Source organism: Microbacterium sp. MMO-10 (genome assembly GCF_037148715.1).
In the GTDB taxonomy this organism is placed as follows: domain Bacteria; phylum Actinomycetota; class Actinomycetes; order Actinomycetales; family Microbacteriaceae; genus Microbacterium.
In genome coordinates, this window is sequence record NZ_JBBCSV010000005.1 from 412,218 (window position 1) to 425,499 (window position 13,282).

Consider the following 13,282-nt stretch of genomic DNA (forward strand, 5'->3'; position numbering starts at 1 on the left):
AAACGAAGGAGTCACCATGAAATGCCCCATTGACGCCACCGACCTGCTTATCGCAGACCGGTCAGGCATCGAGATCGACTACTGTCCACAGTGCCGCGGGGTCTGGCTCGATCGCGGCGAGCTGGACAAGATCATCGAGCGCAGCACAGGCTTCACCGAGCCCGCACCGCCGGCGAGCAACGGCTACGCCCCACCCATGCCCACCTACGACCGAGGGCAGAACCGGGGCAACGGTCATCACGCCAGCCGTGAAGGGCACCATGGCGGGCGGCGGCGATTCGGTGACCTCTTTGATTTCTGAGAGTCACGCGTCGCCACGAGCGCACTCGTCCCGCCGGCAATGGCCTCGACGTGTCATTGCCGGCGGGACGGCGACGCTGCTCGGCGTCGCCCTCGCCATGTCGGCCGCCCTTCCCGCAGCCGCGGAAGACGGGCTGGAATCATCGACACCTGCCGCGGGCACCACAATCGACGTCGCACCGGCCGAGATCTCCCTGACGTTCACCGGACTCATGCACGCCCTCGACAGCAACATCGTCGTCGAAGTGACCGATGCGGCAGGTCAGGAGCTCGCCGACGGTAACCCCAGGATCCAGGATCGAACGGTCATCCAACCCGTCCGCAAGACCAGCAGCACCGGTGCCTTCACCGTGCGTTGGCGAATCATGGGGCGCGATGGCAAGACCGTCACCGACTCGTTCACCTACGACGTCACTGCGGCAACGAACACCGTTCCCGCGGCGGACGAATCACCGACCCCCTCTCCTGAACCAGACGACGTCCCCTACCAGGAGGCCCCGCCGCGGGAGGACCTGGGGCAGATCGGTGTGCTCACCGTTCTCGGTTTCGGGGCGATTCTCGGGGCCTCAGCCGGCGTCGTGATGTACGCGGGATGGCAACGCCGCAAACGAGACCGTGCCGAACAAGTCGACACGGACACACCAGCGAAGGCACAGCAATGACACACGGACAAGCACGCCGGTTCTTCATCGTCTGCGTCGTCACCGGCCTTGTCGCCGTCATCGATCAGGCCACCAAGGTAGCCGCGATGACATGGTTGAGCACCGAACAGAGGATCCCTCTGCTCGGTGACTTCCTCGGGCTGACCCTGGCTTTCAACCCGGGCGCCCTGCTCTCCCTCGGATCGGGTGTCACCGGTCTTCTCACCCTGCTCGGCGCAGGAGTCACCGTGCTGTTGTTCGTCGCAGCTCTTCGCACCCGCACACGGGCCCAGGCCATCGGCATCGGGTTCCTGCTGGGTGGAGCGATCGGGAATCTGATCGATCGTGTCTTCGCGCCCCCCGCGTTCGGCCGCGGGTATGTGACCGACTTCCTCGCCTACGGGACATGGTTCATCGGAAACCTCGCGGACATCGCGCTCGGCGTCGGCTTCTTGGTGATCGGCGTCGGCGCCTGGCTACGACGCCGATCAAGGAACCAGGCGGTCAGCGCCGCGCTCGAGCACCGTGCCACGTCCCCGAACTCAGGCCAGCGTGTATGAAACCCCGTGACCCGGCACCTTTCCAACGCAACGCGCTTGCCCCGTCCCTGATCGCGGCGGTGGTGCTGTTCCTCTCGCCGATCCTGCCGGCTGGATCCTGGAAGTTGGTGGCGCTGTTCGCGACGGCGATCCTGGCGTTGATCGTCGGATGGTTCGCATTCCGAGCCCGACAGTGGGCATGGGTGTTGATCTTCGTCGCGATCGCGGTGGTGTGGAACCCCGTGCTGCCGTTCCCGTTCTCAGGCATCGTCTGGGACATCGCTCAACCTGTCGCCGCACTGGTGTTCCTCGCCGCGGGCGCCGTGATCAAGACGAGGCACCCGTGAGTATTCGACGAGCAGCCGCGGTTGCCGGAGCAGTTCTCCTGTTCGCCCTCACCGGCTGCGCAGCAAATGGGCCGCTGACGGAGCAGTACCGCGGCGGCAACGAGAAGGGGTACATCGCGGGCAACTTCCAGGTCGTTGAGATTCCCCGTGCCGAGCGAGGAGACCCGGTCACCTTCGAAGGGAGAACCGAGCGCGGAGAGACCGTTTCCAGCCGCGACTTTGAGGGACGAGTCCTCGTCGTCAACTTCTGGTACGCGGCATGCGGTCCGTGCATCGTCGAAGCGCCGCTGCTGGAGAAGGTGTGGCAGAAGTACAAAGAGCAGGACGTGGGGTTCCTCGGCGTCAACACCTACGACCAGCCCGCCACCGCGCTGTCGTTCGCCCGCGACAACGGCATCACGTACCCCAGCGTCATGGACGTCGATGAGGGAACCGTCAAGCTCGCCTTCGCCCGGGTGACACCCATCCAGGCGACACCCACGACGGTCGTCCTCGACCGGCAAGGGCGGGTCGCCGCCCGCATCATCGGTCAGCTGCCGAGCTCCTCGATACTCGCCAGTCTGGTCAAAGACACCCTCGCGGAGTCGCGGTGAACTCCGGTCAGATCATCGTCGACGGTGCCTTGTGGATCGCACTGCCGCTCGCGGCTCTCGCCGGTCTTGTCTCCTTCGTCTCGCCCTGCGTGCTGCCGCTCGTGCCCGGATACCTCGGATACGTGGGTGCCCTCGGCGGCGACCCCTCGCCCCGAAGCTCCACCGCACCGGCAACCAGCACGCGCTCACGAGGCAGGCTTCTGCTGGGCGTGGCGCTGTTCATTCTCGGGTTCGCGGCGGTGTTCATCACCGTGACGATCCTGGGCGGCACAATCGGGCTCCTGCTGCAGCAGTACACGGCCGTGCTCGTCCGCGTTCTCGGCGGCGTGGTGATCCTGCTCGGCCTCGTCTTCGTCGGCGTGTTCGCGACCGCGCAGCGAACCATCCGACCGCGACTGCCGAAGAAGATCGGGCTCATCGGAGCGCCCCTGTTGGGTGTCGCTCTCGGCCTCGGCTGGACCCCCTGCATCGGCCCCACTCTGGCCGCGATTCTCTCCATGTCCTGGAACCTTGGCGATCCGTGGCGGGCCGGTCTGCTGGGACTGTCGTACTCTCTCGGGCTGGGCATCCCGTTCCTGCTGCTCGCCGTCGGGTGGGGATGGACGACCCGCTCCGCGGGCTTCGTGCGCCGCCATATCCGCGTTGTCAACCTCGCTGGCGGGGTCATGCTCATTCTGCTGGGCCTTCTCATGGTGACCGGCGTGTGGACGGCCCTGATGTCGGCTCTGCAACAGGTGGTGATCCGTGTTCCCCTCCCGCTCTGACACCGAAGTCGGTGTCGACCCGCACCGGCCGGACGACCACCTGGACAGCGCCCCCGTCGACGTGACGCAGCCCCAGATTGGCCTGCGGGGGATACCGATCTGGGCCTGGCGGCAGCTGACCAGCATGCGAACCGCCCTGGTGCTGCTGCTCTTCCTCGCCGTCGCAGCCGTACCCGGCTCCCTGTTCCCCCAGCGCAGCGCCGACCCGAACGGCGTCACCCAATGGAAACGGGACACCCCGGACCTGTTTGCGTTCGTCGACGGTGTCGGGCTGTTCGACGTCTACGTGTCGCCGTGGTTCTCCGCGATCTACCTGCTGCTGTTCACCTCACTGGTCGGCTGTGTCGTGCCTCGCGCCCGCCACCACTACACAGCGCTTCGGTCGCGCCCGCCACGAACTCCTGCGCGGTTGTCACGCCTCAGCGCCCACACGCAGACGACGCTCCCCGTCACCGCGGGTGAGAACGACAGCACGGAGCGGGCCATGACACTCGCCGAGGGTCTTCTCCGCAAGGCCGGCTATCGAGTCGAGCTGTACGCCGGGCCCGGGTGGAGCTCAGTCTCCGCCGAACGTGGATACCTCCGCGAAACCGGGAACCTGGTCTTTCACGTCGCGCTGGTCGGCATCATCGTCTCCGTCGCTATCGGCGGATCTTTCGCGTACACCGGCCAACGGGTGGTGGTGGAGGGGACGACGTTCGTCAACGCCCTCAGCGACTACTCCTCATTCAACCCGGGACGTTTCGTGGACGGCGCCGGCCTCACCCCGTACTCGCTCAGGCTCAACGACTTCAAGGTCGCCTACCAGTTGCCTGGCGCGCCCGGCGCCGGTCAGGCGGGGGACTTCTCGGCGAATGTGACGGTGCGGGGCGACGATACGGCCAAGAAGCAGGACCTGTCCGTACGGGTGAATGCTCCGCTGACGATCGCCGGCGACCGGATCTACTTGCTCGGCAACGGCTATGCGCCCACCCTCACAGTCCGAAACGCCCGCGGGGACGTCGTCTACCGAGACTCTCAACCGTTCCTGCCGCAAGACACGAACATGACCTCGCTCGGTGTCATCAAAGTCGTCGACGGGATGCCGGAACAACTCGGATTGGTCGGGTTTTTCTACCCCACGCAGGGCACCCTCCCTTCCGGCGCGTTCACTTCGATCTACCCGGACGTGATCAACCCGGTCCTCACCATGAACGTGTACAGCGGAGATCTCGGCATCGACGACGGCACGCCCCGCTCCGTCTACACGCTCGACACCTCAGGCCTCACCCAACGAACAGGCGGGAAGACCGGCGTCCAGGCCCTCAAACTCACCCCCGGAACCTCGGCCGACCTGCCCGACGGGCTGGGAACGGTCACCTGGGAGATCTCCTCGTCGGCCGCGCCGGTGAAGCGTTTCGCGTCGCTTCAGATCCAGCACGACCCGAGCAGCGGCTGGGTACTGGGATTCGCGATTATCGCGACCCTCGGACTGTTCGCGGGCCTGTTCCTGCCGCGCCGGCGGATGTGGGTGAAAGCACGGTCCGTGACGGACGGGATCGTGGTCGAATATGCCGGGCTCGCCCGCGGCGATGACCCCACCCTGCAGGGCGCCGTCACAGCGCTGGCGAAGCACCACGCACGGCAGTATCACGATGACCGTCGGGGCAGCGAGAACCGATGACTCCCTGGATTCCGGACGACGCGCCGACGCTGACGAACCTCCTCCTGCCCGTGCAGGGGCCGTTTCCGACCCTGCCGGTGCTCGCTGCCGTGCTCGCGATCGCGTACCTGCTCGGGGTCGTTCGTCTTCGTCGTCAGCGTCGACGGTGGCCTCTCTGGCGAACGGTGTGCTTCCTGCTCGGCTGCCTGGTGCTTGCCGCGACGACCGGGCTCGGTGTCGAAGCGTACGGGTATGCCCTGCTGTCGGTCTTCATGTTCCAGCAGCTCACGCTCATGATGACCGTCCCCCCGCTGCTCATCCTCGGATCCCCGGGAACCCTGCTCCTTCGTGCGACACCGCACCATGGGGTCGGTGTCGTGATGCTGCGCACGGCTCATGCGGGACTTCGGCACCCCGCGGCACGATGGGCGCTCAGCCCCTGGGTGACCCTGCCCCTGTACCTGGCCGCGTTCTACGGGCTCTATCTCGCCGGATTCGCCGACGTCGTCCTCGCCACCCCCGGCGGTCATCTTGCGCTGGAGATCGGCTTCCTCGTCGCGGGGATCCTCTTCACGATCCCCGTCTTGTCGTCCGATCCGCTGCCTTCGAAGTTCAGTCACCCCGGCCGCGCATTGGACGTGTTCGCCGAAGCAGCACTGCACGCGTTCTTCGGGGTGTTCCTGATGATGGCGACCAGCCTGCTCGTCGTCGACTTCACCGCCACCACGACCGCGCTCGGGATTGACCCGTTGGAGGACCAGCGCCTCGCCGGCGGTCTCGCCTGGTCCTACGGGGAGGCGCCGACGGTTCTGATGCTGCTCTACGTCATGCACCGCTGGTTCCGCGATGACACGACCCGGACCGCGGCGGACGACCGGTACAAAGACGCCCACGGAGACACCGAACTGGCCAGCTACAACGAATACCTCCGAAACCTGCACGGAAACGGACGCTGACATGGTGCTGCTCAGGCACCGTCGTGCCACCGATACGACCGCCCCGCCCACACAGCCAGGGACGGAGGGCCCGTTGATGCGACTGAGGCTGGCGCTGCCGGTTGCCGCAGTCGCCGGGCTCGCGCTAAACCTCGCCTATCAGCCGACCGGCTGGTGGCCGATGGCATTGGTCGGAGTCGGCCTGTCCCTCGCGACGCTCATCGGACGATCGGTCGGCGCAGCACTTCTCGTCGGCGTCGTCTTCGGGGCCGTGTTCTACGGGCTCCACCTGGCGTGGGTCGGCCAGTTCCTGGGGCCGATCCCGCGTCTCGCACTGTCCGGTCTCGAAGCCCTCCTCACCGCAGCAGGAGCCGTGCCGATCGTCCTCGCCTACCGGTGGACGGCCCGGGGTACGCGCCGATCAGCGGCACAGTTGATCCTGGTCCCGCTGCTGATCGGAGGAATCTGGGTCAGCCGGGAGGTCGTGATCGGAGCATGGCCCTACAACGGGTTCCCGTGGGCACGCTTGGGCATGACGCAGGTCGACGGGCCGTTCCGCGAAGTCGCCTCCTGGACCGGGGTCACCGGTCTCTCCTTCCTCATCGCTGCGGTCGCAGCAGGTTTGCTGCAATGGGCGCGCGCGGGCGGTTGGCGATTCGGCCGTGGGGCACTTCCGGCCGCGATCACAGTCTCCGTGATGCTGATCGTTCCTCAGTTCCCCACCACCGATGCCGGCACGTTCACCGTCGGGTGGGTTCAGGGCAATGGCCCGGCCGGCTATTTCGATCAGAAGAATCCCGGCGACGTGCTCGTGGCGCAGAAGACCGTCTCCGAGCGGATCAGCGGTGCCCGCATCGACCTCCTGGTGTGGCCAGAAGGCTCCGTGGACTCCGACGCGTTCGCGACCCCAGACACGGCGGCGACGCTCACCCAGGTCACGACCTCGGTCGGCGCCCCACTCCTCGCCAACGGGGCAACCACCCGCGACGGCCGCACCTTCAACACGTCCTTCCTCTGGGACCCGGACGCCACGAACCGTCAACTCCACGACAAGGTGAACCCGGTGCCTTTCGGGGAGTATGTGCCAGACCGCTGGTTCTACGAGCGGCTCGTCCCGGACCTTGTCGGACTCATCCAGCGCGAATACACCCCGGGCAGCAATGCGCCGGTCGTCAACCTGCGCGGCGTGCCCATCGGCCTCGCGATCTGCTTCGACGTCATCTTCGACCGCGTGATCTGGGACGGGTTCGACCATGGCGCCCAGCTGTATGTCTTCCAGACCAACAACGCGGACTTCCGCGGCAGCAGCGAGAACCTCCAGCAACTGGTGTTCGCCAAGATGCGGGCCATCGAAACGGGGCGCGCGGTCGTCAACATCTCCACGGTCGGAACGAGCCAAGCCCTCTCCCCAGACGGCACCGTCATCGATACCCTCCCCGTCGAAACCGCCGCAGGCACGGTCACCACCCTCCCGCTGCGCACCGGGCGAACCCCCGCCTCGGTCATCGGCCCGCGGAGCACCGGGCTATTCCCGCTCCTATCCGTGGGCGCGATGCTCAGCCTCGGGATCATCCATCGGCGACGACGTCCGCGGGATCCCGCCGATGCACCGGCGGCACCGGAAAGCCGATCACCGGTCGAGGGCCATGCCAGCTGAACACCAACCAGACCCACCCGCCGCGAGCGCGCGCGACATCCGCCCCGCCCCACCGCCAACCTTGCCCGGAGGTTCCAACATTCGCCCCGAAGCTTCACCCACAACAACACAGCACCCCGTACGGAGGCGGACCGCAGCAGGAGTCCTCATGCTGATGGTCGCCGCAGCGATGGTGACGGGCTGCACGACCACGATCGCGTTGGACCCTGCCCCGGCGGCCAACGATCCCCGATGCGCGAACGTGTCCGTGCGCCTTCCCGACACGATCGAAGGCCTGAAACGGCAATGGACTGACGCGCAGGCCACAGCCTCCTGGGGCAACAAGGCGGCCATCCTCCGATGCGGAGTCGAAGCCCCCTCGCAGACCACCCTGCAATGCCTCACCATCAAGGGCGTCGACTGGACCGTCGACGCGACGAACAGCCCCCAGCTGCGCCTCACCACGAGCGGCCGCACGCCCGCAGCGGAAGCCATCGTCGATACCCGGATCCTCTCGGCAGACAAGGTCGCTGCCGCACTCGCTTCCACCCTGCAGCAACTCCCGGCAACCACCACGGGATGTGCGACGCCCACGCCAACGCCGTCTCCTGCAGATGGGCAGAAATCGCAATGAAGTCATCGACGCTCCGAGCAGCCGGCCCCGTCATACTCGTCACCGCTGCGCTGTTCACCATGATCCTCGGGCTCGCTATCGGCGGGGGAGCAGCCCCACGCCTGGTAAACGATCCCGGCGCGCTCGTACGGTGGGGGCTCCCGGCGGCCAAGCTGGTCGCCAACCTCTCCCTGTCCGTCATGATCGGTGCACTGACCCTGGCCGCCTTCCTGCTGCGCAGCCGCGACGCGGAGTCGGCCAGGGCACTCGACACAGCCTCAGCCAGTGCCGCCGTGTTCACGGTGGCCAGCGGGGCGACAGGCTTCCTGACCTTCCTGTCGTCCTTCAACCCGAAACTGTCCCTCGGGACAGAGTTCGGTCAACAACTGGGACGGTTCCTCATCGACACGGAACTGGGCCGCGTCTGGCTCATCACCACCCTCACCGCGGCGACGATCACGATCGTGACCTTCGCCGCACGGGGCCCCTGGGTGGCCCTGTCCACATGGGCGCTTTCGGTCGCGGCGGCAGTTCCGATGGCAACACAAGGACACTCGGGAAGCCTCGCCAACCACGACGCTGCCGTCATGGCGCTGGTGCTCCACACTCTCGGTGCCGCCGTCTGGCTGGGCGGGCTCGTCGCGTTGGTGATCATCCGGCCGACGCTGCCCGCCCGCAGGTTGCCGGTGATCGTGGAACGATACTCGAGCTTCGCGTTGATCGCGTTCTGCATCGTCGTTATGTCCGGTGTCGCCCGCACCATCGCATCAATCAGTAAACCGGGCGACCTGATCAGCCCCTACGGAACGGTCCTCGCCCTCAAAGTCGTGGCCCTCCTGATCCTCGGCGCGTGCGGTGCGATGTACCGCCGGCGATTCATCAACAGAAGCGCAACGGGCGGGGGCGTCTTCTGGACGTTCATTGCCGTCGAACTCGCCGTCATGGGGATCGCCAGCGGAGCCGCCGCGGCACTCGCGCGAACACCCTCGCCCGCCGACACCACCGCGGCGCCTCTCCAGACCGCTGCGGAGATTCTCACCGAAGCGCCCGTGCCGCCCCCGCTCACCCCGATGGCCTGGCTCACCGAGTGGGACCTGGACGTCCTGTGGCTAGTCATCGCCGCCCTCACGATCATCGGATACCTCGGGGCGGCCCGGCGCCTTCGACGCCGCGGGGAGACCTGGCCGCGACTGCGCACCTGTTCCTGGGTCGCGGGAATGTCGCTGCTCGTCTGGGTCACCAGCGGTCCCATCGCTGCCTACGGTGACTACCTGCACAGCATCGACATGCTGGGACGCGCTCTGCTCCTCACACTGGTTCCGGCGCTGCTCGTCACCGCAGCCCCCTACCGCCTCGCGGTGGATGCTCTCCCGATCCGCACAGACGGGAGCGACGGCGCCCGCGAATGGTTGATCCGAATCGGCGACTCACGACCCGTCAAAGCGCTCTCACACCCACTCGTCGCCGGAGCAGTGTTCGTCCTGGTCACCGCCGCCACGTCGACCGGGCCGGGACTTCGATGGGCGCTGTCCGACCCACTCGGACACCAGACGCGCATCGTGATCACCATCCTCGCCGGCGCCATCCTGCTCCGCTCCGCCACGAGCACAGCGCTTCATCGCGGCGAGCGGCGGCTCTGGATGTTGCCGTACGCCGCCGCTCTGGCTGCGGTGGCCGGCATTGGGGCGTGGGCCCTCACAGATCACGGCCTCATACTGGCGGACTGGTTCGGCGCGATGGGACGCCAATGGGGTGTCACACCGATGACCGATCAGCGCATCGCCGGCGCGATCGCCCTCGCCGCCGCCGCCGTTCTCCTAGGGGCCACACTCCTGACGGCCAACCGCCACAGACTCGCCCGAGCACGGCACCCTGCAAGCGACCAGCCTCACCCCAACCACTAAGACCCGCAGCCCCCTCAACCCGAAAGACACACGCATGACACGCTGGACACGAACCGCCCGAACCGCGCTCATCGCGCTGACCGCTGCCGCATCGGCAGCTCTGCTGACGGCATCACCTGCAGCAGCGCACGACAACCTCTTACAGTCAAACCCCGAACCCGACTCGACCGTCACCAGCCTGGAAAACGTCGAGCTCACCTTCAGCGGTGATCTCATCGACTTCAGCCAAAGCAGCTTCGCCCAAGTCCAAGGACCCGACGGGCTCTACTACGAAAACAGCTGCTCCACCATCGACCTCAACGTCCTCACCACCCCGGTCGCCCTGGGACCAGCAGGAACCTACACAATCGTCTGGAACGCGGTCTCCAGCGACGGCCACCCGATCTCAGAGTCATACCAGTTCCAATACCAGCCAGACGCCGCAACCAAACCCGCACCCGGATGGGACCAGCCCGCATGCCGCAACAACGGTACCCGCATCCAACCCGGAGCCCCGAGCCCGTCAACGGCCCCGAGCCCCACAGCGGGACAGCCCACGACACAGCAGACCTCTCCGAGCCCCTCGGAGGCAGCTCACACTCCCGCTCCGGAAAAGCCCGCCGACCCCAACGGGGAAGCTTTCGTTGTGCTCGGGATAGTCGGAGGTGTTGTCCTCCTTGGTGCGCTAATCGCGGGCGCGTTCTGGCTGTTCCGATCTAGGACCCGCTCCTCAAGGGCAACGGAATAGGCGGCAGCGCCTCAACTGGCCTCGCTTCGGAGAGGTCGATCGATCCGATCCGAGAACAGCGCCCGCAACGATCACTGCCACGCGCCGGAACTCGAGATCCGCAGAGCCGCGCGGATCCTGGGTCCGCGGGCAGCTCGTCGATGTCGCCGGCATCAACTGAAGACTCTGGGGCCGTTGCCTTGATCGCGCTGATCTCTGGAATGGCGCTCAGCAATCGTGCTGACCGTCCCGCGGCGGGGTCAGTGCGAGTCAGGAGTAGTGGTACGAGTGCGGATGTTGACGACGTCGACGTTGGGCATGTGCGAGCGCACGGATCCTTCCGCCCTGGTGGCGACCTGATCGGCGTCGCGGGCGGACATGTCCGGGATGCGCAAGAGCGCATCGCCCTCCAGGCGGTGGCCAGTCCACCGCAGCCGCACATGCTCCACGTTCTGGACCTGGTCGACGTGGCTGAGCGCGTGCTCGAATCGGTCGACGAGTTCGGGTTCGATGCCGTCCATGAGCCGACGTCCGATGGAGCGGATCGTGCCGATCAGCAGAATGAAGATCGCGACCGAGATGATGATGCCGAAGATCGGGTCCGCAAGCGGGAAACCGAGGAGCACTCCGATCCCACCGATGACGACGGCGAGGGAGGTGAACCCGTCGGTGCGAGCGTGAACACCGTCGGCGACGAGCGCGGCGGATCCGATGCGGCGGCCGATGCGGATGCGGTAAATCGCGACGGCCTCGTTCCCAGCGAAACCGATCAAGCCGGCGACGATCACCCAACCCACGTTCTGCAGCGGCTGAGGATGGATCAACCGGTCGATCGACTGCCACGCAGCCACGACCGCAGACAGCAGCACGACGACCACGATGAACAACCCGGCGAGATCCTCGGCCCGGTTGTACCCGAACGTGTACCGGCGGGTCGCGGCACGGCGGCTGAGGATGAACGCGACCCACAGCGGGACCGCGGTCAGCGCGTCAGAGAAGTTGTGGATCGTGTCGGCGAGGAGCGCAACCGAGCCGCTGACGGCGACGACGGCGGCCTGCAGGATCGTAGTCACGAGGAGCACGAACAGGCTGATGATCAGCGCCCGCACGCCCTCCTTGCTCGCCTCCATCGCGTCATCGATCGAATCCGCCGCGTCATGCGAGTGCGGGACGAACAGACCGTAGAGGAACCCCTTGATCCCTGTCGGGTGCGAATGCCCATGCTCACCATGCGAATGGCGGTGGTCGTGGCCGTGGTCACGCCCGTGATCGTCGTGCTCGTGTTCGTGGTCGTGGGGCTTGGTTCCGTGCTCGTGGGGTTCGGGACCGTGGTCGCGGGAACCAGCGTCGGCGTGGTCATGGGATCTGGGGGCGTCGTGATCGTCGGTGTGCGGAGTGCTCATTGGGCGGCTGCTTCGGGTTCAGGGGAAAGCGCGGAAGTGCTCTCTGCGGGGGTGGGGCCGATGCGGCGGGCTGTCGCGGCCGCGACGGACGCGGCAATGGTGCCGGCGATCGCGATGACAGCCAGAGTGATCGCTGCGATGGTGAGACTTCCCGCGCCGAGCCAGCCTGCAATGGGGTAGGTGATCAGGAAGCAGGCGTGTGAGAGCGCGAACTGGGCTGTGTAGACGAGGTTGCGGTTCTGCGGGGTGGAAGCGTCCGCGAGCAGCCGCGACGAGGGCGTATTCACCAGAGACGTACCCATACCCAGGATCGCCCAGGTGCCGAGTAGCCATCCCCACCCGGTCCCGTCCGCGGTCGCGACGGTCACGACCACTGCGGTGATCATGCCGGCGGTGATGACGATCGCGCCGATGAACATGGTGCGGATCACCCCCAGTCGGTCCACGACCCACGGGATGTTGAACGCTACGAGCAGTGACCCGATGCCATAGCAAGCGAGGGTGATCGCGAGGGCCCCCGCGTCGAGGTGGAACACGCCGCGGGCGTAGACGACGGAGTTGACTAGCACGATCGCGGTGCCGGCCGCGACGACCACGTTCGCGACCATCAGGAATCGCAACGTCCGCGTCCGGGCGAACACCTTCACCCCGAGCGGGAGCCGTTGCCAGAACGTGAGCTGCGCCGGCTCCCCGGCCTGGGTGGGCAGTCGGGACCCGAGGACCAGGATCGCGGACCCGGCGAAGCCGGCCGCGGTACCCAGGAACAGGTTGTTGTAGCTGATCACCGTCAACAACGCGGCTGCGATCGTCGGGCTCAGCAATGACTCCAGGTCGTACGCGAGGCGGGACAGCGAGAGGGCGCGCGTGTAGTCACGAGCCTCGGGCAGCACCGCCGGGATCAGCGACTGGAACGCCGGCGTGAACGTCGCCGACGCGGACTGCAGCACGAACACGAGCACGTAGATCTGCCACGCCTCGGTCACGAACGGCAGCGTCAGCGCGATCCCGAGCCGCACCACATCCGCGGTGGCCAGCACCGCCTTCTTCGGCAGACGATCCACCAGAGCGGCGATCAGCGGCGCGACCCCCACGTACGCGATCATCTTGATCGTCAACGCCGTGCCCAGCACCGACCCCGCCGCATCCCCGGCGATATCGAACGCCAACAGACCCAACGCGACCGTGAGCAGCCCCGTGCCCACCAGCGCGATCACCTGCGCGGAGAACAGCTTCGCATAGGTGCCGTTGCGCAACACCCC

General features: G+C 66.8%; 14 protein-coding genes. 12 read left to right on the forward strand and 2 right to left on the reverse strand.

Annotated elements, in window-relative coordinates; all coding sequences use genetic code 11:
* Positions 1–16: 16 nt before the first annotated feature.
* The 12 genes from WFJ17_RS17965 (at position 17) to WFJ17_RS18740 (ending at position 10,641) form a co-directional block, all read left to right on the forward strand.
* A complete protein-coding gene (locus WFJ17_RS17965) occupies positions 17–301 on the forward strand; it encodes a TFIIB-type zinc ribbon-containing protein (RefSeq protein WP_251440490.1) in 285 nt (94 codons plus the stop codon).
* Positions 249–962 carry a copper resistance CopC family protein gene (locus WFJ17_RS17970; RefSeq protein WP_292888476.1) on the forward strand — a complete coding sequence of 238 codons (714 nt, stop codon included), beginning with the start codon at positions 249–251 and terminating at the stop codon, positions 960–962. Before WFJ17_RS17965 ends, WFJ17_RS17970 begins: the two co-directional genes overlap by 53 nt.
* On the forward strand, positions 959–1,501 hold the full coding sequence (locus tag WFJ17_RS17975) for a signal peptidase II (RefSeq protein ID WP_251440485.1): 543 nt from the start codon (positions 959–961) through the stop codon (positions 1,499–1,501). The genes WFJ17_RS17970 and WFJ17_RS17975 overlap by 4 nt, the downstream gene beginning before the upstream one ends.
* Positions 1,498–1,827, forward strand: coding sequence for a DUF6804 family protein (locus WFJ17_RS17980; RefSeq protein WP_292888479.1), 330 nt, complete (start codon positions 1,498–1,500; stop codon positions 1,825–1,827). The genes WFJ17_RS17975 and WFJ17_RS17980 overlap by 4 nt, the downstream gene beginning before the upstream one ends.
* Positions 1,824–2,420, forward strand: coding sequence for a TlpA family protein disulfide reductase (locus WFJ17_RS17985; protein WP_308220674.1), 597 nt, complete (start codon positions 1,824–1,826; stop codon positions 2,418–2,420). Before WFJ17_RS17980 ends, WFJ17_RS17985 begins: the two co-directional genes overlap by 4 nt.
* On the forward strand, positions 2,417–3,184 hold the full coding sequence (locus WFJ17_RS17990; RefSeq protein ID WP_292888481.1) for a cytochrome c biogenesis CcdA family protein: 768 nt from the start codon (positions 2,417–2,419) through the stop codon (positions 3,182–3,184). Before WFJ17_RS17985 ends, WFJ17_RS17990 begins: the two co-directional genes overlap by 4 nt.
* Positions 3,165–4,847: a cytochrome c biogenesis protein ResB gene (resB, locus tag WFJ17_RS17995; protein ID WP_336649127.1), complete on the forward strand. Its 1,683-nt coding sequence runs from the start codon at positions 3,165–3,167 to the stop codon at positions 4,845–4,847. The genes WFJ17_RS17990 and resB overlap by 20 nt, the downstream gene beginning before the upstream one ends.
* Positions 4,844–5,782, forward strand: coding sequence for a cytochrome c oxidase assembly protein (locus WFJ17_RS18000; protein WP_292888485.1), 939 nt, complete (start codon positions 4,844–4,846; stop codon positions 5,780–5,782). The genes resB and WFJ17_RS18000 overlap by 4 nt, the downstream gene beginning before the upstream one ends.
* A 1-nt stretch (position 5,783) precedes the next feature.
* Positions 5,784–7,418, forward strand: a complete 1,635-nt coding sequence (gene lnt / locus WFJ17_RS18005) for an apolipoprotein N-acyltransferase (RefSeq protein ID WP_336649128.1) — start codon at positions 5,784–5,786, stop codon at positions 7,416–7,418.
* 148 nt (positions 7,419–7,566) lie between these two features.
* Complete coding sequence (locus WFJ17_RS18010) at positions 7,567–8,031, forward strand: DUF3515 family protein (RefSeq protein ID WP_336649129.1); 465 nt, start codon at positions 7,567–7,569, stop codon at positions 8,029–8,031.
* Complete coding sequence (locus WFJ17_RS18015) at positions 8,028–9,914, forward strand: cytochrome c oxidase assembly protein (RefSeq protein WP_336649130.1); 1,887 nt, start codon at positions 8,028–8,030, stop codon at positions 9,912–9,914. The genes WFJ17_RS18010 and WFJ17_RS18015 overlap by 4 nt, the downstream gene beginning before the upstream one ends.
* Before the next feature lie 34 nt (positions 9,915–9,948).
* On the forward strand, positions 9,949–10,641 hold the full coding sequence (locus WFJ17_RS18740; RefSeq protein WP_366932887.1) for a copper resistance CopC family protein: 693 nt from the start codon (positions 9,949–9,951) through the stop codon (positions 10,639–10,641).
* Between the two features lie 239 nt (positions 10,642–10,880).
* Here the strand turns inward: WFJ17_RS18740 and WFJ17_RS18020 are convergent, their stop codons facing one another.
* Both WFJ17_RS18020 and WFJ17_RS18025 read right to left on the reverse strand, forming a co-directional pair.
* A complete protein-coding gene (locus WFJ17_RS18020; protein WP_336649131.1) occupies positions 10,881–12,023 on the reverse strand; it encodes a cation diffusion facilitator family transporter in 1,143 nt (380 codons plus the stop codon).
* Positions 12,020–13,279: an MFS transporter gene (locus WFJ17_RS18025; protein ID WP_336649132.1), complete on the reverse strand. Its 1,260-nt coding sequence runs from the start codon at positions 13,277–13,279 to the stop codon at positions 12,020–12,022. The genes WFJ17_RS18020 and WFJ17_RS18025 overlap by 4 nt, the downstream gene beginning before the upstream one ends.
* Positions 13,280–13,282: the final 3 nt, after the last annotated feature.